General features: G+C 66.3%; 16 protein-coding genes and 4 pseudogenes. 12 read left to right on the forward strand and 8 right to left on the reverse strand.

From position 1 onward, the window contains the following. Positions 1-12 precede the first annotated feature (12 nt). From rapZ to secG, 6 genes are all read left to right on the forward strand, one after another. Positions 13-891 carry an RNase adapter RapZ gene (gene rapZ / locus ID132_RS02915; protein ID WP_125107343.1) on the forward strand — a complete coding sequence of 293 codons (879 nt, stop codon included), beginning with the start codon at positions 13-15 and terminating at the stop codon, positions 889-891. Between the two features lie 44 nt (positions 892-935). After that, complete coding sequence (gene whiA, locus ID132_RS02920; protein WP_193127814.1) at positions 936-1,916, forward strand: DNA-binding protein WhiA; 981 nt, start codon at positions 936-938, stop codon at positions 1,914-1,916. A gap of 110 nt (positions 1,917-2,026) precedes the next feature. Continuing rightward, complete coding sequence (gene gap / locus ID132_RS02925; protein WP_125105893.1) at positions 2,027-3,031, forward strand: type I glyceraldehyde-3-phosphate dehydrogenase; 1,005 nt, start codon at positions 2,027-2,029, stop codon at positions 3,029-3,031. A 35-nt stretch (positions 3,032-3,066) separates the two neighbouring features. Further along, the gene (locus ID132_RS02930; RefSeq protein ID WP_193127815.1) at positions 3,067-4,278 is read left to right on the forward strand and encodes a phosphoglycerate kinase; all 1,212 of its coding nucleotides are present in this window, start codon (positions 3,067-3,069) and stop codon (positions 4,276-4,278) included. Beyond that, positions 4,272-5,063 (forward strand): triose-phosphate isomerase, encoded by a 792-nt coding sequence (gene tpiA / locus ID132_RS02935; RefSeq protein ID WP_125105895.1) that lies wholly within the window; start codon positions 4,272-4,274, stop codon positions 5,061-5,063. Before ID132_RS02930 ends, tpiA begins: the two co-directional genes overlap by 7 nt. Positions 5,064-5,139: 76 nt before the next feature. After that, positions 5,140-5,394: a preprotein translocase subunit SecG gene (gene secG / locus ID132_RS02940; protein WP_125105896.1), complete on the forward strand. Its 255-nt coding sequence runs from the start codon at positions 5,140-5,142 to the stop codon at positions 5,392-5,394. On the opposite strand, the gene pgl is transcribed toward secG, so the two are convergent. The 7 genes and pseudogenes from pgl to tkt form a co-directional block, all read right to left on the reverse strand. Next, on the reverse strand, positions 5,378-6,136 hold the full coding sequence (pgl, locus tag ID132_RS02945) for a 6-phosphogluconolactonase (RefSeq protein WP_125105897.1): 759 nt from the start codon (positions 6,134-6,136) through the stop codon (positions 5,378-5,380). The two genes, secG and pgl, sit on opposite strands and share 17 nt — an antisense overlap. Then, complete coding sequence (locus ID132_RS13500; RefSeq protein WP_328743536.1) at positions 6,133-6,534, reverse strand: OpcA/G6PD domain-containing protein; 402 nt, start codon at positions 6,532-6,534, stop codon at positions 6,133-6,135. The genes pgl and ID132_RS13500 overlap by 4 nt, the downstream gene beginning before the upstream one ends. Positions 6,535-6,685: 151 nt before the next feature. Then, positions 6,686-7,087: pseudogene (locus ID132_RS14615) on the reverse strand (glucose-6-phosphate dehydrogenase assembly protein OpcA); the annotation flags it as partial. Continuing rightward, a complete protein-coding gene (zwf, locus tag ID132_RS02955) occupies positions 7,084-8,625 on the reverse strand; it encodes a glucose-6-phosphate dehydrogenase (RefSeq protein WP_413229346.1) in 1,542 nt (513 codons plus the stop codon). The gene zwf and the pseudogene ID132_RS14615, both read right to left, overlap by 4 nt. After that, a pseudogene (locus ID132_RS02960) lies at positions 8,626-10,226 on the reverse strand (glucose-6-phosphate isomerase). It abuts the gene before it with no gap. A 21-nt stretch (positions 10,227-10,247) separates the two neighbouring features. Continuing rightward, a complete protein-coding gene (tal, locus tag ID132_RS02965; protein WP_125105901.1) occupies positions 10,248-11,357 on the reverse strand; it encodes a transaldolase in 1,110 nt (369 codons plus the stop codon). A gap of 26 nt (positions 11,358-11,383) precedes the next feature. Next, positions 11,384-13,479 (reverse strand): annotated as a pseudogene (gene tkt, locus ID132_RS02970) (transketolase). A 182-nt stretch (positions 13,480-13,661) separates the two neighbouring features. Between tkt and ID132_RS02975 the strand changes: the two are divergent. Then, complete coding sequence (locus ID132_RS02975; protein WP_125105903.1) at positions 13,662-14,609, forward strand: heme o synthase; 948 nt, start codon at positions 13,662-13,664, stop codon at positions 14,607-14,609. A gap of 138 nt (positions 14,610-14,747) precedes the next feature. On the opposite strand, the gene ID132_RS02980 is transcribed toward ID132_RS02975, so the two are convergent. Next, positions 14,748-15,674, reverse strand: coding sequence for a COX15/CtaA family protein (locus ID132_RS02980; protein ID WP_164509676.1), 927 nt, complete (start codon positions 15,672-15,674; stop codon positions 14,748-14,750). A 201-nt stretch (positions 15,675-15,875) separates the two neighbouring features. Here ID132_RS02980 and sufB point away from each other — a divergent pair, with 201 nt between their 5' ends. The 5 genes and pseudogenes from sufB to ID132_RS03005 all read left to right on the forward strand — a co-directional run bounded on the left by sufB (position 15,876) and on the right by ID132_RS03005 (position 19,929). Continuing rightward, positions 15,876-17,294 carry a Fe-S cluster assembly protein SufB gene (gene sufB, locus ID132_RS02985; protein ID WP_125105905.1) on the forward strand — a complete coding sequence of 473 codons (1,419 nt, stop codon included), beginning with the start codon at positions 15,876-15,878 and terminating at the stop codon, positions 17,292-17,294. 5 nt (positions 17,295-17,299) lie between these two features. Beyond that, positions 17,300-18,487: a Fe-S cluster assembly protein SufD gene (sufD, locus tag ID132_RS02990; RefSeq protein WP_193127816.1), complete on the forward strand. Its 1,188-nt coding sequence runs from the start codon at positions 17,300-17,302 to the stop codon at positions 18,485-18,487. After that, positions 18,484-18,816, forward strand: coding sequence for a non-heme iron oxygenase ferredoxin subunit (locus tag ID132_RS02995; protein WP_125105907.1), 333 nt, complete (start codon positions 18,484-18,486; stop codon positions 18,814-18,816). Before sufD ends, ID132_RS02995 begins: the two co-directional genes overlap by 4 nt. Before the next feature lie 2 nt (positions 18,817-18,818). Continuing rightward, a pseudogene (gene sufC, locus ID132_RS03000) lies at positions 18,819-19,576 on the forward strand (Fe-S cluster assembly ATPase SufC). A gap of 20 nt (positions 19,577-19,596) precedes the next feature. Further along, complete coding sequence (locus ID132_RS03005; RefSeq protein WP_125105909.1) at positions 19,597-19,929, forward strand: metal-sulfur cluster assembly factor; 333 nt, start codon at positions 19,597-19,599, stop codon at positions 19,927-19,929. Positions 19,930-19,967 lie beyond the last annotated feature (38 nt).

A 19,967-nucleotide genomic window follows, 5' to 3' on the forward strand; every position in this document is an offset into this window, starting at 1 on the left:
ACTGGGTTGACCGTGCCTGGCGCGCAGGAGCGCCAGGAGATCACCATCGTCACCGGCATGTCCGGTGCGGGGCGCTCGACCGCGCTCAAGGGCTTTGAAGACCTCGGCTGGTTCGCGGTCGACAACCTACCGCCGCAAATGATTCGCCCCCTCATCGAGGTCGCGGCCAAGGCGCGAGACTCGCTGCCCAAGCTGACGGTCGCGGTCGACATTCGTGGTGGCCGCCTCATCGACGAGTTTGAGGACTTCGCAGCCGAGTTGCGCAAGACGCACGAGGTGCACGTGCTGTTCCTTGACGCGACCGACGACACGCTCGTCCGCCGCTATGAGTCATCGCGCCGCCCGCATCCGCTGCAGGAAGACGGTGACACGATCCTCGACGCGATTCACCGCGAACGCACCCGACTGCGCGAGATCCGCAGCATGTCAGACATCGTCATCGACACCTCCGAACTCAACGTGCACGAGCTTGCCCGACGCATCAGCGAGCGCTTCGGCGCTCCAGACCAAGACAAGATCCGGTTGACGGTGATGAGTTTCGGGTTCAAATATGGGCTGCCCGTCGACGCCGACCTCGTGCTCGACATGCGCTTTCTGCCGAACCCGTTCTGGGTGGCCGAGTTGCGCGCCTACAACGGCCGCGACAAGCGCGTCTCGGAGTACGTGGTCCACCAGCCCGGCGCGAAGGAATTTGCCGAAAGCTTTCTCGCCATGATTGACCCGGTGTTGTCGGGCTACGCTCGCGAGAACAAGCGCCACGCAATGATCGCGGTCGGCTGCACCGGCGGCAAGCACCGCTCAGTCGCGATGACCGAATACCTCGCCTCGAAGCTGCGCGAGCGCCGTGACGTCGCGGTCTCGGTGAAGCACCGTGACCTCGGTCGCGAGTGAGCCGAGGGGTAAGATTGGTTTTTTCGCAATGAAAGGATGTCTACGTGACGTTGACCGAGAAAGTGAAGCGGGAACTCAACGGAGTTAACCCAGGATCGAACCTGGCGCGTGCTGCCCAGATTTCGAGCATCCTTCGCTTTGCCGGTGCGCTGCAGATGATCTCTGGGCGTTATGTCATCGAAGCTGAACTCGACACCGAGACCCTCGCGAAGCGACTCGCCCACGAGCTCGCGGCCATCTACGGGGTTCGCCCCCGCATCGCGCGCAGTGCGGGCGGCGCCGCGAGCGACTCGCACACCTACCTCGTGCGGGTGCTCGACCAGGGCGAGACGCTTGCCCGGCAGACGGGGATGATGGATGCTCGCGGACGCATTGTCCGCGGGCTACCGAACCGGCTCACGCTCGGCACCGCCGATGTGCTCGCGGCCATTTGGCGGGGTGCGTTTATCGCTGCCGGATCGTTGACCGACCCGGGCCGCTCGGCATCGCTCGAGATCGTTTGCGCTAACCGCGAGACGGCCATGGCGCTCGTTGGTGCGGCCGGCCGGCTCGGCATCGCTGCGAAGCAGCGCGAGGTTCGCGGCGTGAACCGCGTCGTGATTCGCGACGCCGAGGCGATCAACCAGACGCTCTCAGTCATGGGCGCAAAGCATGTGCTGCAGGAGTGGGAGGCGCTCCGCCAGCGTCGCGAGACCCGCGCCACGGCGAATCGCCTCGTTAATTTTGACGACGCGAACCTGCGTCGTTCGGCGCAGGCGGCCGTCGCGGCGTGCGCCCGCGTGGAGCGCGCCTTCGAGATCCTCGGCGATCAGGTGCCCGACCATCTGCGCCAGGCCGGAGAACTGCGCCTTGCGTTCCGCGAGGCCTCGCTTGACGAGCTTGGGCAGCGGGCCGACCCGCCAATGACGAAGGATGCCGTGGCCGGCCGGGTGCGCCGTCTGCTCGCGCTCGCCGACCGCGAGGCGTCGCAGCAGGGCATTCCCGACACCGCGTCGAGCGTGCCCGAGGGCGAACTCCTCGACTAACGCGTCACGGCGCCGATTCTGGGAGGCGCGCTCACCCAAACTGGGTACCGTTGACCTGATGGAATTCCGCAGATTTCCGTCTCCATCGCGCACCTATTGAAGGAGCAACCGTGACAAAGATCGCCATTAATGGTTTCGGCCGCATCGGACGCAGCTACGCTCGCGCCCTGCTGGACAACAGTCACCCGAATCTTGAGCTCGTCGCGATTAACGACCTCACCGACAACGCGACTCTCGCACACCTGCTGAAGTACGACTCGACCTCGGGCGTACTGAAGAACGAGGTGACGCACGACGAGGGCAGCATCTCCGTCGACGGTCACCATATCCACGCCCTCGCCGAGGCCGACCCCTCGAAGCTGCCCTGGGCCGAGCTGGGCGTCGAGCTCGTGCTCGAGTGCACCGGCCGTTTCAACGACCCGGCCAAGGCGCACGCGCACATTGACGCAGGCGCCAAGAAGGTGCTGCTCTCGGCACCCGCCAAGGGCGACGCCCCGACGTACGTGTTCGGGGTGAACCACACCGACTACAACCCCGAGACCGAGCACGTCATCTCGAACGCGTCGTGCACGACCAACTGCCTCGCCCCCCTGGCGAAGGTGCTCAACGACAAGTTCGGCATCGTGTCGGGCCTCATGACGACGGTGCACGCCTACACGGCCGACCAGCGTCTGCAGGACTCGCCGCACTCCGACCTCCGCCGAGCCCGCGCCGCTGCGCTGAGCATCATCCCGACCTCCACCGGTGCTGCGAAGGCGATCGGTCTCGTCATGCCCGAGCTCAAGGGCAAGCTCGACGGCTTCGCACTGCGCGTGCCCGTTGAGACCGGCTCGATCACCGACCTGACGGTGAAGCTCGACCGCGAGGTCACGGTTGACGAGGTCAACGCGGCATTCAAGGAAGCCGCCGAGGGCGACTTCAAGGGCATCCTCAAGTACAACGAGGAGCCGATCGTGTCGCGCGACATCATCGGCGAGAACCACTCGTCGATCTACGACGCACCGCTCACCAAGGTGATCGGCGACCTCGTCAAGGTGTCGAGCTGGTACGACAACGAGTGGGGCTACACCGAGCGCCTCGTCGACTTCTCGTCGTACGTCGCTGAGAACCTGTAACCACACACCCACCACGCACACTGAGGGAGACCACTATGCCTCTGCGCACACTCGAATCGCTCGGCGATCTCGCGGGCAAGCGCGTCCTCGTCCGCTGTGATCTCAACGTCCCGCTGCGAGACGGCGAGATCACTGACGACGGTCGCGTCCGGGCGTCACTGCCCACGATCCAACGACTCACTGAGCAGGGCGCGAAGGTCATCGTGATCTCGCATCTCGGCCGCCCGAAGGGCGAGCCCGACCCGCAGTTCTCCCTTGCGCCGGCGGCGGCGCGCCTCGCGAAGCTGCTCGACCAGGATGTTCCGCTCGCCGGTGACACCGTGGGCGAGAGCGCAGCTGGGCTCGTCGCCGCCCTGGAAGACGGTGGGGTTGTCGTACTCGAGAACCTCCGCTTCAACGAGGGCGAGACGAGCAAGGACGACGCCGTGCGTCGAGCCTTCGCCGAGCAGCTCGCCGCGCTCGGCGACGCCTTCGTCTCTGACGGCTTCGGCGTGGTGCACCGCAAGCAGGCCTCGGTGTACGAGCTCGCGGAGCTGCTGCCCTCGGCGGCCGGCCTCCTCGTCGAGAACGAGGTTGAGAAGCTCGGCCGGGTGATCAACGACCCCGAGCGGCCGTTCACCGTGGTGCTCGGCGGGTCGAAGGTCTCCGACAAGCTCGGCGTCATCGAGAACCTAATGCCGAGGGTCGATCGCCTCGTCATTGGTGGCGGCATGCTGTTCACCTTTCTCGCAGCACAGGGCCATTCGATCGGCAAGTCGCTGCTCGAGTCCGAGCAGATCGACACCGTGCGTGGCTACATCGAACAGGCCGAGGAGCGCGGCGTCGAACTCCTGCTGCCAAGCGACATCGTCGTGGCGGCGGGATTTGCCGCTGACGCCGAGCATGAGGTGGTTGACGCTTCGGCGATCGAGTCTTCGAAGTTCGGTGCCGAGGGCATCGGCCTCGACATTGGTCCCGACTCGGCGCGCGCCTACGCCGAGACGATTCGCACGTCGAAGACCGTGTTCTGGAACGGCCCGATGGGTGTGTTCGAGTTCCCGGCGTTCGCTGATGGCACCCAGCAGGTAGCCCAGGCCCTGACCGAGGTCCACGGCCTTTCTGTGGTCGGCGGCGGCGACTCGGCCGCGGCGATCCGTACCCTCGGCTTCGCCGACGACGAATTCGGTCACGTCTCGACGGGTGGCGGCGCCAGCCTCGAGCTCATCGAAGGCAAGCGCCTGCCCGGCCTGGAGGTACTCGGATGGTAGCCACCCGCACGCCGCTCATGGCGGGCAACTGGAAGATGAACATGACGCATCTTCAGGCGATCGCCTTCGTGCAGAAACTCGCTTGGACGCTGAAGGATGCCGATCACGACTACGAGCAGGTTGAGGTCGCGGTTTTCCCGCCGTTCACCGATCTTCGTAGTGTGCAGACCCTCGTCGACACCGACAAGCTCAAGCTCGTCTACGGCGGCCAGGATCTCTCGAAGCACGACTCGGGTGCCTACACCGGCGACATCTCGGGAGAGTTCCTCGCGGCCCTCGGCGCGAAGTATGCGCTCGTCGGTCACTCGGAGCGTCGCACGATCCACTGCGAGGACGACGCCGAATGCCAGGCGAAGGTGCAGGCCGCGCTGAAGCACGGCCTCATTCCAGTGCTCTGCGTCGGCGAGACGCTTGAGCAGCGCGAGGCGACCGACACTCCGTGGGATGTCCCCGTTGCGCAGCTTCGAGCTGGCCTGGCCGAGCTGCCGGCTGACGCCGAGATCGTCCTGGCCTATGAGCCAGTTTGGGCGATCGGCACCGGTAAGGTGGCGAGCGCGGAGCAGGCCCAGGAGGTCTGCGCCGCCCTGCGTACGGCCCTCATCGAGGAGCTTGGTGAGGAGCGCGCGGCGTCGACGCGCATCCTCTACGGCGGCTCGGTGAAGCCTGACAACGTCGCGAGCATCATGCGCGAGCCCGACATCGACGGCGCCCTTGTCGGCGGCGCGAGCCTGAAGATCGACGACTTCGCGTCGATCGTGCGCTATCGCAGCCACGTCGGCATCTAATCAGACGTCGTCGCCTATACTCGGACGGGGCCTTTATCGGCTCCGTCCGAGTTTTTATTGTTGTCGAGAGGACACCGTGGACATTCTGCTGGTCATTTTGCAGGTGGTGCTCGCGATCACGAGCGTGCTGCTCATCCTGTTTATCCTGCTGCACCGAGGCAAGGGTGGCGGACTCAGCGATATGTTTGGCGGAGGCGTGACCACGAGCGCTCAGTCCTCTGGCGTGGCCGAGAAGAACCTGAACCGACTCACCGTCTGGACCATGGTGATCTGGGCCCTCGCGATCGTCGTGATCGGCATTCTGACGAAGTTCGTCACGCCTGTCGCGTAGCGGCGGCGTCGGCGTAGACGCGCACCTCGAGGCGTGCGCGGACGCGCGACACCGGTGACTCCTCGGCGCTTGCACTGCCCGTTCGGGCAAGTGTGAGCGCCGATTGCTTTTCCGCACCCGTGGCGAAAACCCAACAGCGGGCGGCGGCATCGAGCATGCGGAAAGTGAGCGTCACGCGCATGGGCGGCGGCTTGGGAGCGTCATCGACGGCAACCGCGAGGGCAGAAGTCTCGGCCGGTAGACGGCCGGGGAAGAGGGATGCGGTGTGCCCGTCGGGCCCCATGCCGAGCAGCGCAAGATCGAGGCTTGGCACGCCGTTCGACTCGCGGATGGGGACGTGCCGAATGAGTCGCTGCTCGTACTCCGCGGCCGCCTCGGCGAGCGACATACCCAGGTCCCGCGCGGCAGCGATGTGGAGTTGGCTGGCGGGAAAGTCCGTCGCCTGACGCATGGCCGCGACGACCGGCGTCGCGTTGCGTTCGTCGGTGCCGCGATTGACGAACCGCTCGTCAACGAACCAGACATGCACGCGCGACCAGTCGAGGTCGCGGGCATTGCCGAGCTCGACCATCGCCGGCACGACGACGGTGGCGAGGGAACCACCCGACACTGCGAGGTTCGCGGCTCCGTGTTCGGTGATCGCCCTCGCCAGCACGTCGACGACGTCGCTGGCGAGGATCTTCGCCAACTCAGCGGCGTCGGACCCAACGATGAGGTCGGCATCGGCGAACGTCGAGGTCATCGTTCCTGCTCCGTGAGCTCACGATTCGACGCGGCGATCTCGGGCACACCCTCGAGCAGAACTGCCGCGTAGATCGGGTCGGCGGCGAAGGAACGCAGCTCCTCGCTGAGCACCGAGAACCGATTACGGATCGCCAGCGGCACGATCTGGTCGGGCTGGTCGGGCTGGCTCAGGATCGCGGTGTCCTTCGCCGTGCGGCGGAGTTCGATCACGCCGTCGTGGCGGAATAGCTTGACGGCGCGAAGGTTGCCCGCGAGGTCGTCGTCGGAGAACTGCAGGGTGACCGGCACCTTGAGGTAGTGCGCCAGCCAGCCCGCCATGAGCAGCGTGCTCGTGGTGAGCTTGCGGTAGCTGACCTCGGCGCCCGTGATCGGGTCGTAGGGTGGCTGATCGAGCACCGAGGCGAGCTGGGCACGCCAGCGGGTGATGCGGGCCCACGCGAGGTTGGTGTCGCCGCTTTCGTAGCCCTCGGCGAGCTGCGCGAGGGNTGGCGAAGGGTTCGGCGACTTTGAAGCTGTCGACGATGCGCAACTGCGCGAGCTCGCCGAGCGGGTTCTGGGCCGGATGTGTCTCGGAGCAGTCGGGCCACCACGTCACAACCGGCGTGTCCGGCAGCAGCAACGGTTGGATGAGCGACGCCGGCTCTTCCGAGGCGGGGCCGGAGGCGTGGAGCACTACGACCTCGCTCGCGCCGGCGTCGGAGCCCACGCGGATCTCCGCATCGAGCTTCGCGCCGTCGCCGTCGGGGTAGGTGTGCACCACGATGACGCGCATCGGATGCTCGCCAGAGGCCTCGTTCGCCGCCTCAATCGCATCTTCGTTGACGTCCGAGGTGGCGACGACGATGAGCGTGAGCACGCGACCGAGGGCGATCGCGCCGCCCTCTTCGCGCATGCGGATGAGTTCGCGAGCGATCGCCGAAGAATTCGTGTCGTCGAGCGTGACAATCATGGGCGCCTCCAGGTTCGGTTGTCGCGCGCGAGTAGTTCGGCGGCGGATGCGGGGCCCCACGAGCCGGGCGCGTAGAGTTCTGGCGCACCGAGCGACGACCAGTACTCCTCGACCGGGTCGAGAATCTGCCAGGAGAGCTCGACCTCCTCGTGACGGGGAAAGAGGGGCGGGTCGCCGAGCAGCACGTCGAGGATGAGGCGCTCGTAGGCCTCGGGGCTCGACTCGGTGAACGCGTGGCCGTAGCCCATGTCCATCGTCACGTCGCGCACGCGCAGTCCCGAACCGGGCACCTTCGAGCCGAAGCGCATCGTGACGCCCTCATCGGGCTGCACGCGGATCACGAGCGCGTTCGGGCCGAGCGACACGCGGTCGGTGGGGGAGAACAAATAGCCGGGAGCATCCTTGAAGGTCACGGCGATCTCGGTCACGCGGCGGCCGAGGCGCTTGCCGGTGCGCAGGTAGAACGGCACGCCGAGCCAGCGGCGAGTGTCGATCTCGAGGCGCAGGGCTGCGAACGTTTCCGTGGTCGACTCGGCGTTCATGCCGTCCTCGTCGCGGAACGCCGGCACGTAGAGGCCGCCCTGCCAGCCGGCCGAGTACTGGCCCCGTGCGGTGCTCTTTGCGAGGTCGTGGCCGAGATGCACGGCCGACAGCACCTTCTCTTTCTCGTTGCGCAGGTGGTTCGCCGCGAAACTCAGCGGCTCCTCCATAGCGGTGAGCGCGAGCAACTGCAGCAGGTGGTTCTGAATTACGTCGCGCGCTGCACCAACGCCGTCGTAGTACCCGGCGCGGCCGGACACGCCGATGTCCTCGGCCATCGTGATCTGCACGTGGTCGACCCAGTTCGAATTCCACAGCGGCTCGAACATCGTGTTCGCGAAGCGCAGCGCGAGGATGTTCTGCACTGTCTCTTTGCCGAGATAGTGGTCGATGCGGAAGATCGAGTCGCTCGGGAACACGCCCTCGACAATGCCGTTGAGCTCACGCGCCGATTCGAGGTCGTGGCCGAACGGCTTCTCGATGATGACCCGGCGCCACGAACCGTGCGGCGCCTCGGTCAGTTCGGAGGCGCGCAGCTGCCCGGTCACCTCGGCGAAGGAGCGCGGCGGAATCGAGAGATAGAACGCGTAGTTGCCGCGGGTGCCCCGCTCGAGGTCGAGGCGGGCGAGCGTGTCGCGGAGGCGCGTGAACGCCTCCGCGTCATTGAACTCACCGCTGACAAACCGCAGACCCTTTGCGAGTTGCAGCCAGACATCCTCGTTCCACTCGGTGCGCGCGTGGTCAACGACGCTCTCTCGCATGAACTCGCGGAACTGGTCGTCGCTCCATTCGCGGCGGCCGAAACCGACGATGCCGAACGAGGGCGAGAGCAGACCGCGGTTCGCGAGGTCGTACACTGCGGGCAGCAGCTTCTTGCGGCTCAGGTCACCCGTGACGCCGAAGAACACGAGGTTGCTCGGGCCGGAGATGCGGTCGAGCCGCCGTTCGCCGACCGGACGCAGCGGATTCGCTGGAGTGGAAAAAGAGGTTGGCACGATCTAGATGTCTCCGAGGAGTCCGAGGAGCTGCTGCACGCCGCCTCGAGCGTCGGTCAGGTTGAGGCGCAGCACCGGCATACCGTGGTCCTCGAGCACCGACGCGTCGCCCGCGGCCTGCGCGTGAATGAGTTCGCCGAAGCTGAACGGGCGGTCGGGGATCGCGAACTGCGTCGCCGAGTCGGTCGTGATCTGCAGGAACACGCCGACGCGTGGGCCGCCCTTGTGGAACTGGCCGGTCGAGTGGAGGAATCGCGGGCCCCAGCCGAAGGTCACAGGACGACGGGCCCGGTGCGCCACGGCATCGCGGATCTGCGCGAGATCGGCGAGGCCGAGCCGGTCGGCGTAGGCCTGGATTGCGACGTAACCGCCCTCGGGCAGCTGCGCGANAGTGCCTCGATCGCGCCGAGCACGGTGCTCTGGCCGTCGGTGAGCTCGGCGGAGCCGCGCACCTCGATGTCGCCCTCCGAGAATGCGGGATCGACGGGGGCCGGCGTGGCGTCGAGCAGTGCTCGGGCCGCAGCCTTCGCCGACTCGACGTCGGGTTGGTCGAACGGGTTGATTCCGAGGAGCTTACCGGCGACCGCGACCGCGACCTCCCAAAGCAGCATCTGTTCGGCGAGCGAGCCCGAGACGTTGATCTCGTCGCCGAGCGCGGGCTCGGCAGCAGCATCCGCGACGAGGCGAACCACCTGCAGGTCGGGGATTGGCAGGCCGACCTCGGGAGCATCCTGGTGGAGGACGACGGGCAGCAGGCCCTTGCCCTCCTTGCCGGTCGACTCCGCGATGAGCTGCTCGGCCCAGTCGCCGAAGCCGACGATGTCGGTGCCTTGCTCAACGATGCCGATGTAGGTCTTCACCGGCTCGCCGCCAGCAAGCGCCGCGCCGAGCACGAGGCCCGGGTTCTGGGGCGAGTCGGCCTCAAGGTCGTCCTTCACGGCCGCCACCGGGGCGAGGAAGGCGTCCAAGTCGAGCCCCGCCAGGCCTGCGGGCACGAGCCCGAACGCGGTCATGGCCGAGAAGCGGCCACCGACGGTGGGGTCGGCGAGAAAGACGCGGTAGCCGGCCTCCTTCGACGCCGCCTCGAGCGGCGNGCCCGGGTCGGTGACGATGAAGATGCGCTCGGTCGGGTCGATGCCCGCGGCGGTGAACGCTGCCACGAACGCCCGGCGCTGCGAGTCGGTCTCGAGCGTCGAGCCGGACTTCGACGAGACAACGACGGCGGTGCGCTCGAGGTCGGTGTTGACCGACGCGGCCAGCTGCTCAGGGTCGGTCGAGTCGAGCACGACGAGCGGAATGCCCGCGGTGCGAGTCATGACTTCCGGCGCGAGGGAGGAGCCGCCCATGCCGCAGAGCACGATTCGGTCGACGCCCTTGCCGTTCAGCTCGTCGCGGAGCTGCACGATCTCGGGCACGAGCGGTGCCGAGACCTCGGCCGCGTCGACCCAGCCGAGGCGCTTCGACGACTCGTCTTCTGCCGCGGCACCCCACAGGGCGTGATCCTTGGCGAACAGACGACTCGCGAACTTCGAGTCGATGAGCGACTCGAGGTGGCGCTGCACCGCTTCGGTTGCGGCGCCGGACGTAGATACCTTGATGCTCATGGGGTGCTCCTTCGCGGCGGGCTACTTGCTCTGTTCGAGCTGCTCGGTGACGGTGTCCTGGAGCTGTGACCAGGAGACCTTGAACTTGTCGACGCCCTCGACCTCGAGCAAGTCAACGACCTCGGTATACGAGATTCCGAGGTCATCGATCGCATCGAGCAGGATGTTCGCGTCGTGGTAGGTGCCGGTGACCGAGTCGCCGCGGATCTCGCCGTGGTCGGCGACCGCGTCGAGGGTGGCCTCGGGCATGGTGTTGACGGTTTGGTCGGCGACGAGCTCGGTCACGTAGAGCGTGTCGGGGAGGGATGGGTCCTTGACACCGGTCGATGCCCACAGGGGACGCTGCGCGTGTGCGCCCTCGTCGAGCAGCAGCTTGGCGCGCTCGGAGGCGAACGACTCCTTAAAGACCTGGTAGGCGAGGCGTGCGTTCGCGATGCCGGCCTTGCCCTTGAGGGCGCTTGCCTCGTCGGTGCCAAGGGCGTCGAGCCGCTTGTCGATCTCGACGTCAACGCGGCTGACGAAGAACGAGGCGACCGAGCGGATGGTCGAGAGGTCGATGCCGTTCGCGCGCGCCTGCTCGAGGCCGGTGAGGTAGGCGTTGATGACCTCGCGGTAGCGGGGCAGCGAGAAGATGAGCGTGACGTTCACCGAGATACCGTTCGCGATCGCCTCGGTGATGGCCGGGAGGCCCTCCTTCGTGGCGGGAATCTTGATCATCACGTTCTTGCGGTCGACGAGCTCCCAGAGCTGCTTCGCCTCGGCGATGGTGGCATCCGTGTCGTTCGCGAGCAGCGGCGAAACCTCGATCGAGACGCGGCCGTCCTGCCCATCCGTTGCTTCGGCCAGCGGCGCGAACAGGTCGCAGGCGTTGCGGACGTCGGTCGTCGTAATCACGGTGATCGCCTCGTCGGTGGTGGCATCGCGCTCGGCGAGCTCCTTCACCTGCGGGGCGTAGGACTCACCGTTCTTCAGCGCTGCGGCAAAGATCGACGGGTTCGTGGTGACGCCGACAATGTTGCGCTCGTCGATCAGGGTCTGGAGTGAGCCCGATTCGAGGCGGTCACGCGAGAGGTCATCGAGCCAGATGCTGACGCCCTGGTCGGAAAGCTGCTGGGTGTTGGGGTTCTGCATGAGGTCCCTTTCAGAAAACGCGGTGCTTAGTTGGCCGCGAGCGAGTCGTGGGCGGCTTCGATGACGGCCTCGGTGGTAATGCCGTAACGGCGGAGCATTTCGCCGCCGTCGGCCGAGGCACCGAAGGTCTCGACCGAGACCGAGCGGCCGCGCGTGCCGAGGAACGGCGCCCAGGTCAACGCGAGGCCGGCCTCGACGCTGACGCGGGCGGTGACGCTCGCCGGCAGCACCGCGCTGCGGTACTCCTCAGGCTGGGCGAGGAACCACTCCTGCGACGGCATCGCGACCACGCGGGTGGGAGTGCCTTCGTCCTCGAGCACAGCACGAGCGTCGAGTGCGAGCGAGACCTCCGAGCCGGTGGCGATGAGGATGACCTCGGGGGCGCCGCTGCGGGCCTCGGCGAGGATGTAGCCGCCCTTCGCAAGGTTGCTCGCCGCGGCGAGCGTGTCGCCGCTCGCGTCGCCGTCGCCGCGCTCGAGCACGGGGAGGTCCTGGCGCGAGAGCACGAGACCAATCGGGCCCTCGTGCTGCTGCAGCGTGGCGAGCCACGCCTGCGCGGTCTCCGCACCGTCGCTCGGGCGGATGATCGTGAGGTTCGGGATGGCTCGCAGCGCGGTGAGCGACTCGACCGGCTGGTGGGTCGGGCCGTCGCCACCGAGGGCGATCGAGTCGTGCGTCCAGACATAGATCGCGGGGATGTTCATGAGCGCGGCGAGGCGCACTGCCGGGCGCATGTAGTCGCTGAACATGAGGAACGTGCCGCCGAAGGCGCNGTCTTCCCGTGCAACACGATGCCGTTGAGGATCGCCGCCATTGCGTGCTCGCGGATGCCGAAGTGGAGCACCCGGCCGTACGGCTCGGCGGTCCAGGTCGACGTCGAGTGCTCGACGGGGGCGAAGGACTTGGCGCCGTCGATGGTCGTGTTGTTCGAGCCGGCGAGGTCGGCCGAGCCACCCCAGAGTTCCGGAAGCAGCGGCGCGAGGGCGTTAATGGTCTTGCCCGAGGCCTTGCGGGTCGAGACCTTGGCGGTGCCGGCGAAGTCGGGCAGCGCATCCTCGATGCCCTCGGGCAGCTCGCCGGCCTCGAGCCGGTCAAGCAGCTCCTTGCGCTCGGGCTCACGCTCGGCCCACGCAGCGAAGTCGGCCTCCCACGCGGCGCGAACCTCGCGCATCCGCTCGCCGAGCTGGCGCGTGTGAGCGAGCACCTCGTCCTCGACCTGGAATGTGGCCTCCGGGTCAAAACCGAGGAGTTCTTTGATCGCGCGGATCTCGTCGGAGCCGAGCGCCGAGCCGTGGGCTGCGCCGGTGTTCTGTGCGTGCGGGGCGGGGAAGGCGATGTGGTTCTTGAGGATGATCAGGGTCGGGCGGGCAAGCTCGCCCTGCGCCGTCTCGATCGCCTCTGCGAGGTCGTCGATGTCTTCGGTGACCTTGCCGTCTTCGCCGAGCCAGTTCACCTCAAGTACCTGCCAGCCATACGCCTCGTAGCGCTCGGCGACGTCTTCGGTGAAGGCGATGTTGGTGTCGTCTTCGATCGAGATCTGGTTCGCGTCGTAGATGACGATGAGGCGGCCGAGCTGCTGGTGGCCCGCGAGGGACGAGGCTTCTGAGGTGATGCCCTCCTGCAGGTCACCGTCGCCGGCGATCACATAGGTGTAGTGGTCGAACGGGCTCGCACCCTCTTCAGCCTCGGGGTCGAACAAGCCGCGTTCGTAGCGCTGGGCGTACGCGAAGCCGACCGCGGTAGCGAGGCCTTGGCCGAGCGGGCCCGTGGTCATCTCGACGTGTGCGAGGTGGCGGTACTCGGGGTGGCCGGCAAGCGGCGATCCCCACTGGCGAAGGTGCTTGAAGTCGTCGAGCTCGACGCCGAAGCCGCCGAGGAAGAGCTGCGTGTACTGCGTGAGGCCCGCGTGGCCGTTCGACAGGATGAAGCGGTCGCGGCCGAGCCAGTCCTGGTCTGCGGGGTCGTGCCGCATGATGTGTTGATAGAGGAGGGTTGCCACCGGAGCCAGGCTCATCGGGGTGCCGGGGTGGCCGCCACCCGCGTTCTCGACAGCGTCAGCCGCCAAGAGTCGGGCGGTGTCCGCAGCACGCTGGTCGAGGTCGGTCCAAATGACGTTGGGCACAGGTGTCCTCCAGATAGCAATAACGAGGTCAAGGCACGCCGATCGGCGATGTCTCCACACTAGCGCCGCGGGATCGCGCGAAACCTTAGTCGTGTCCTCGAAGTCTGGCGCCAAACGGGTAGACTTGCAGCTATTGAGCAAGTAAAGGGCAGGTATCTGTGACAACCGATCGATTGACAGGCATGTCAAGCGCAGTTTCAGCAGCCGGTGACGGCGCGTCGAAGGCGACATCGATTGGGTTGAAGCGCAAACTGGCCGCCTACGTGGCGCTCACGAAGCCCCGCATCATCGAGCTGTTGCTCATCACGACGCTGCCGACCATGCTGCTCGCAGCCCGGGGCATCCCGTCGGTCTGGCTCATGCTCGGCGTACTCGTGGGGGGCGCGTTGTCCGCCGGTAGCGCAAACGCGTTCAACTGCTACTTCGACCGTGACATCGACCGTGTCATGAAGCGCACCGCGAAGCGGCCGCTCGTCACTGGCGAACTCGCCGACCGCGAGGCGCTCGTGTTCGCGTGGGTGCTCGGCGTCGTGTCGACCGCGGTGCTGTGGCTCGTCGCCAACCTGCTCACCGCAGCGCTTTCCGTCGGGGCCATCCTGCTTTACGTCGTGCTCTACACGCTCATTCTCAAGCGCCGCACCGACCAGAACATCGTCTGGGGTGGCGTCGCCGGCTGCATGCCCGTGCTCATCGGCTGGGCGTCGGTCACCAACTCGCTGAGCTGGGAGCCGCTGCTGCTGTTCCTGCTCATCTTCCTCTGGACTCCCGCGCACTACTGGCCTCTCTCGGTCAAGTACGCAGCCGACTACGACCGCGCCGACGTGCCAATGCTCTCGGTCACCGAGGGCGAGGGGTCGGTCGCCCTGCAGTCGGTCATCTACGCGTGGGCCACGGTCGTCGGCAGCCTGCTGCTCGTGCCGGTCGCGCCGATGGGCTGGATCTACACGATCGCCGCCCTAGCCGCTGGGGCCTGGTTCGTCATTGAGGCGCACCGCGTTTACAGCCACGTCGTGCGCCAGACCGGCCTCGCGCAGCCGATGCGTGTGTTCCACCTGTCGATCCTCTACCTGACCGTCGTGTTCCTCGCGGTCGGCGTCGACGCGCTCGTCTACCTGCCGCTGGTTCCATAGCCGCGCATCCGCCTGGCCCTCGGGCCGGTTGCCGGTCGTCGCGGTTCTCTCGTGACGATGCGGTTGTGGCTGCATCGATGATGGAAAATCGCATCGACGCCAGGAAACTGCGGCGGGGCTGGGCGGACGCGCGGCCCGCTACTTCGCGCGGCGGGCGTTGACCAGGTTCACAGTGAGCACCGCGATAACGGTGACCGCGAGGATCATGTGGGTGCCGACCGACCAGACCGGCAGGCCGGCTCGCGATTGGTAGACGCCGAAGGCGATCTGTATGACCACCAGGATGAGCAGGGTCACGCTTGACGCCTTCGTGCGCGCGAGCTTGCTGCGCAGGACGAACACCATCATTACGACGAGCGCCGCGGCGAGGGCGTAGGCCGGCCACGAGTGCACGTGCTGCATCACGACCGGGTCGAACCCGTTCCGCGCGGCAATTGTGTCGCCAGCATGGGGGCCGGCGCCGGTGGTGAGCACGCCGACGACCTCGGTGATCCACGTCAGCACCGTGACGACGATGAGGCTCACCCACAGGCCGCGCGGGGCACGGGGCGCATCCGCCGCCGGTAGCGGCTCGGCGTAGCGGACGCGCTGGAGCAGCAGCGCAGCAATGGCGACGATGGCAGCTGAAAAGAGGAAGTGCACGCCGACGATGCGCGGGTCGAGGTGGAAGATCACGGTGATGCCGCCGATGATTGCCTGCACGATGATGAGCACACCGATGAGGAACGCCGGGATGCGCAGGCCGAGCTGCTTCGGGGCGTTGCGCACGGCGAGGTAGGTCAGCAGGGCGACAATCACGAGCAGACCGGTCAGCGTGCGGTTGCCGAACTCGATCAGGCCGTGGATGCCCATCTCCTGCGTCGGCACGAGCGACTCGGTCGTGCAAAGCGGCCACGTCGGACACCCGAGGCCCGAGCCAGTGAGTCGCACGAGGCCGCCGGTGCCGACGATGAGGATGTTCACGACGAGGTTGGCCCAAGCCAGCCCCCGAGTCCAAGCGGTAACCGAGTCCGGCAGCAGGAACGATTGAACCGATTCCGGCAGCATGAATTTGGACCGTGGCACAGGGGCACCTCTCAGTTTGTGGCGAACACGCCCGAGAACCATGGGTGGTGGCTTAGACTCGAGGATGGTGTTCAGTTCGCGCGATCTTGGCCTCCCGGAGAACCCACGGGAAGGAATCGGCGCTGGAATTTGTTTCATTCTATGCGGGTCCCCACGATCCAGCCGCGAATCTGAACCGATGACGACAAGAAAGAGGTAGGGATGTCTGATCTGCTCATCGACCGCCCCGAGCTTAATGACCTTGGTCAGTATGAGTTTGGCTGGCACGACCCTGACGTAGCCGGGGCCTCAGCGAAACGCGGGCTCAGCGAAGACGTGGTGCGTGACATCTCGCGCATCAAGAATGAGCCCGAATGGATGCTCGAGCGTCGTCTCAAGGGACTGCAAATGTTCGGCCGCAAGCCGATGCCGACGTGGGGCGCCGACCTCAGCGGTATCGACTTCGACAACATCAAGTACTTCGTGCGTGCGTCGGAGGCTCAGGCCCAAACGTGGGAAGACCTCCCCGACGACATTCGCAACACGTACGAGCGTCTCGGCATCCCCGAGGCCGAGCGGCAGCGCCTTGTCGCGGGCGTCGCGGCCCAGTACGAGTCCGAGGTCGTGTACCACCAGATCAACGAGGAGCTCGAGCGCCAGGGTGTCATCTTCATGGACACCGACACCGCGCTGCGCGAGCACCCGGAGTACTTCGAGGAGTACTTCGGCACCGTGATCCCTGCCGGCGACAACAAGTTCGGTGCGCTCAATACCGCGGTGTGGTCGGGTGGCTCGTTTGTGTACGTGCCCAAGGGCGTCCATGTCGAGATTCCGCTCCAGGCCTACTTCCGCATCAACACTGAGAACATGGGCCAGTTCGAGCGCACGCTGATCATCGCCGACGAGGGCAGCTACGTGCACTACATCGAGGGCTGCACCGCCCCGATCTACAAGAGCGACTCGCTGCACTCGGCCGTCGTAGAGATCATCGCGAAGAAGAACGCGCGCGTTCGCTACACGACGATCCAGAACTGGTCGAACAACGTGTACAACCTCGTGACCAAGCGCGCCATCGCAGAAGAGGGCGCGACCATGGAATGGGTCGATGGCAACATCGGCTCGAAGGTGACCATGAAGTACCCGTCGATCTACCTCACCGGTGAGCACGCCAAGGGCGAGACGCTCTCGGTCGCGTTCGCGGGCCCTGGCCAGCACCAGGATGCTGGCGCCAAGATGATCCACATGGCACCGCACACGCAGTCGTCGATCGTCTCGAAGTCGATCGCCCGCGGCGGTGGCCGTGCCGGTTACCGCGGCGAGGTTCGCATCGCTGAGAACGCACACAACTCGGCCAACTCGGTCGTGTGTGACGCGCTGCTGGTCGACAACATCTCGCGCTCCGACACCTATCCCGCAATCGACATCCGTGTTGACGACGTGCAGCTCGGGCACGAGGCCACGGTCACGAAGGTGTCGGCGGAGCAGCTCTTCTACCTCATGAGCCGAGGCCTCGAAGAGACCGAAGCCATGGCCATGATCGTGCGCGGCTTCATTGAGCCGATCGCGCGCGAGCTGCCGATGGAGTACGCGCTCGAGCTGAACAAGCTCATCGAAATGAACATGGAAGGATCGGTCGGCTAAGCAATATGACGATCACTGTGACTCCGCGCCTGCCCGAGAGCGCCGGAAAGTTCGTCCCTGTCCAGACGCGTTCGGAGCGACCAGCTTCGTTTGCGCCCGAGGATTTCCCTCAGCCCACCGGTCGCGAGGTTGACTGGAAGTACGCGCCGATCAAGAAGCTCGCGCCGCTCTTCGAGGACGCCGCCGGCGACGGCAGCGTCACGGTCGAGGTCGCCGGGCCGAGCGAGGTGCGCACCGGCACCCTCGCCCCCGGCGAGGCGCCCCGCGGCACCGGATTCACCCCCGAGGGCCGCGCCGAGGCCATCGCCTCGAAGTACGCGACCGCGACGCACATCGTGATCCCGGCCGACGCATCCCTCGACGCGCCCGTGTACGTGCGCGTGACGGGCGCGGGCGCGCAAACCCGCGATCTCGTCCACCTCGTGCTCCAGGCCGAGTCGAACTCGACCGCCACGATCGTGGTGGAGCACTCGGGCTCGGCGCTCGTGAGCGAGAACGTTGAGATCCTCGTCGAAGACGGTGCGAACCTCGACGTCATTGCGATCCACGAGTGGGACGACGACGCGGTGCACACCGGCGCCCACCAGGCGGCCATCGGCAAGGAAGCGACGCTCAAGCACACGCTCGTCACGTTCGGCGGCAACGTCGTGCGCGTCAATCCGTCGCTGCACCTCAACGGTGCTGGCGCCGAGGGCATCGCGAAGGGCCTCTACTTCTCGGATGCGGGACAGCACTTCGAGCACCAGGTCTACATCGACCACGCCGGCGAGCGCACCACGAGTGACGTGAACTACAAGGGCGCCCTGCAGGGCGACGGTGCTCGCGCCGTCTGGATCGGCGACGTGCTGATCCGCCCGACCGCGGTCGGCACCCAGAGCTACGAGCAGAACCGCAACCTGGTGCTGTCGAACGGCGCGCGCGCCGACTCGATCCCGAACCTTGAGATCGAGACCGGCGACATCGCAGGTGCCGGCCACGCTTCGGCGACCGGCCGGTTCGAGCAGGAGCAGCTGTTCTACCTCATGGCCCGCGGCATCGACGAGCTCACCGCCCGTCGGCTCGTCGTGCACGGCTTCCTGAACGAGATCGTGCAGTCGATCAGCGTGCCCGAGGTGCAGGAGCGCATGCGCGAAACCCTCGAGCGTGAACTGGAGGCGAGCACCGAAGCGATGATGGCGGCGAGCGCCGTATGAGCTTCGAACGAGTCTGCGGCGTCGACGACGTCCAGGTTGACTCGCCGATGCGCGTCGAACTCGCCGACCAGGTGATCGCGCTCGTGCGCGACTCGGCTGGCGACGTCTTCGCAATCGGCGACCGCTGCACCCACGGCGACATCTCGCTCTCGGAGGGCTTCGTCGAAGACGGCACCCTCGAGTGCTGGGCACACGGCTCGCAATTCTCGCTCTGCACCGGGTGGCCCAAGTCGCTGCCCGCGTTTGAACCAGTTCCAGTCTTCGCCGTCAAGGTCGAAGACGACGCAATCTTCATTGACCCGACTCCGATCTACAAGGAGAACAACTAGCAATGTCCGTTCTTGAAATCAGCAACCTTCACGTCCAGGTCGAGACCGACCAGGGCCCCAAGGAGATCCTCAAGGGTGTCGACCTCACCCTGAACTCCGACGAGATCCACGCCATCATGGGCCCCAACGGCTCGGGCAAGTCGACGNGTCGTCGATCGCCGGCCACCCCGCCTACGAGGTGACCGAGGGCTCGGTCAAGCTCGACGGCGAAGAGGTCCTCGAGATGTCGGTCGACGAGCGCGCGAAGGCCGGCCTGTTCCTCGCGATGCAGTACCCGGTCGAGATCCCGGGCGTGACCCTCTCGAACTTCCTCCGCACCGCGAAGACCGCGATCGACGGCGAAGCGCCCGCGATCCGTGGCTGGCTCAAGCAGGTCCGCGGTTCGATGGACAACCTCCGCATGGGCAACGAGTTCCTCGAGCGCAACGTGAACGAGGGCTTCTCGGGTGGCGAGAAGAAGCGCGCCGAGATCCTCCAGCTTGAGCTGCTCAAGCCGAAGTTCGCCGTGCTCGACGAGACCGACTCGGGCCTCGACGTGGACGCGCTGCGCATCGTGTCGGAGGGCGTCAACCGCGTCAAGGGCGACACCGGCATGGGTGTCCTGCTCATCACGCACTACACGCGTATCCTTCGTTACATCAAGCCCGACTTCGTGCACGTGTTCGTCGACGGCCGTGTGGCCGACGAGGGCGGCGCCGAGCTCGCTGAGAAGCTCGAGAACGAGGGCTACGACAGCTACCTGCAGGCCGCGCAGGCCTAACTAACTGGAGGAGGGCCAACATGGCACTCGTTTCACTCGAACCCGCGCGCTACGACGAAATCGAAGAGGCGCTCAAAGAGGTCGTTGACCCCGAACTCGGCGTCAACATCGTCGACCTCGGCCTGATCTACGGTCTTGACTGGGAAGACGAGCTCGACGCCCTCGTGATCTCGATGACGCTCACCTCGGCCGGCTGCCCGCTGACCGACGTGATCGAAGACGAGACCGCGAAGGCGCTCGACGGGCACACTGAGCGATTCAAGATCAACTGGGTCTGGATGCCGCCTTGGGGTCCGGAGAAGATCACCGACGACGGTCGCGAAATGATGCGCGCCCTCGGGTTCAACATCTAGCGAAACGCGATCGAGCGGGGCTCGGCACTTCGGTGCCG

The sequence above is a fragment of the Gulosibacter sediminis genome, from assembly GCF_014904065.1.
GTDB lineage: Bacteria > Actinomycetota > Actinomycetes > Actinomycetales > Microbacteriaceae > Gulosibacter > Gulosibacter sediminis.

Coding starts and splice junctions, on each gene's coding strand:
- ID132_RS02930 (WP_193127815.1), top strand. CDS start 3,067: ATGCCTCTGCGCACACTCGAATCGCTCGGCGATCTCGCGGGCAAGCGC.
- tpiA (WP_125105895.1), top strand. CDS start 4,272: ATGGTAGCCACCCGCACGCCGCTCATGGCGGGCAACTGGAAGATGAAC.
- pgl (WP_125105897.1), bottom strand. CDS start 6,136: ATGACCTCGACGTTCGCCGATGCCGACCTCATCGTTGGGTCCGACGCC.
- tal (WP_125105901.1), bottom strand. CDS start 11,357: ATGCAGAACCCCAACACCCAGCAGCTTTCCGACCAGGGCGTCAGCATC.
- ID132_RS02975 (WP_125105903.1), top strand. CDS start 13,662: ATGTCAAGCGCAGTTTCAGCAGCCGGTGACGGCGCGTCGAAGGCGACA.
- sufB (WP_125105905.1), top strand. CDS start 15,876: ATGTCTGATCTGCTCATCGACCGCCCCGAGCTTAATGACCTTGGTCAG.
- sufD (WP_193127816.1), top strand. CDS start 17,300: ATGACGATCACTGTGACTCCGCGCCTGCCCGAGAGCGCCGGAAAGTTC.
- ID132_RS02995 (WP_125105907.1), top strand. CDS start 18,484: ATGAGCTTCGAACGAGTCTGCGGCGTCGACGACGTCCAGGTTGACTCG.
- ID132_RS03005 (WP_125105909.1), top strand. CDS start 19,597: ATGGCACTCGTTTCACTCGAACCCGCGCGCTACGACGAAATCGAAGAG.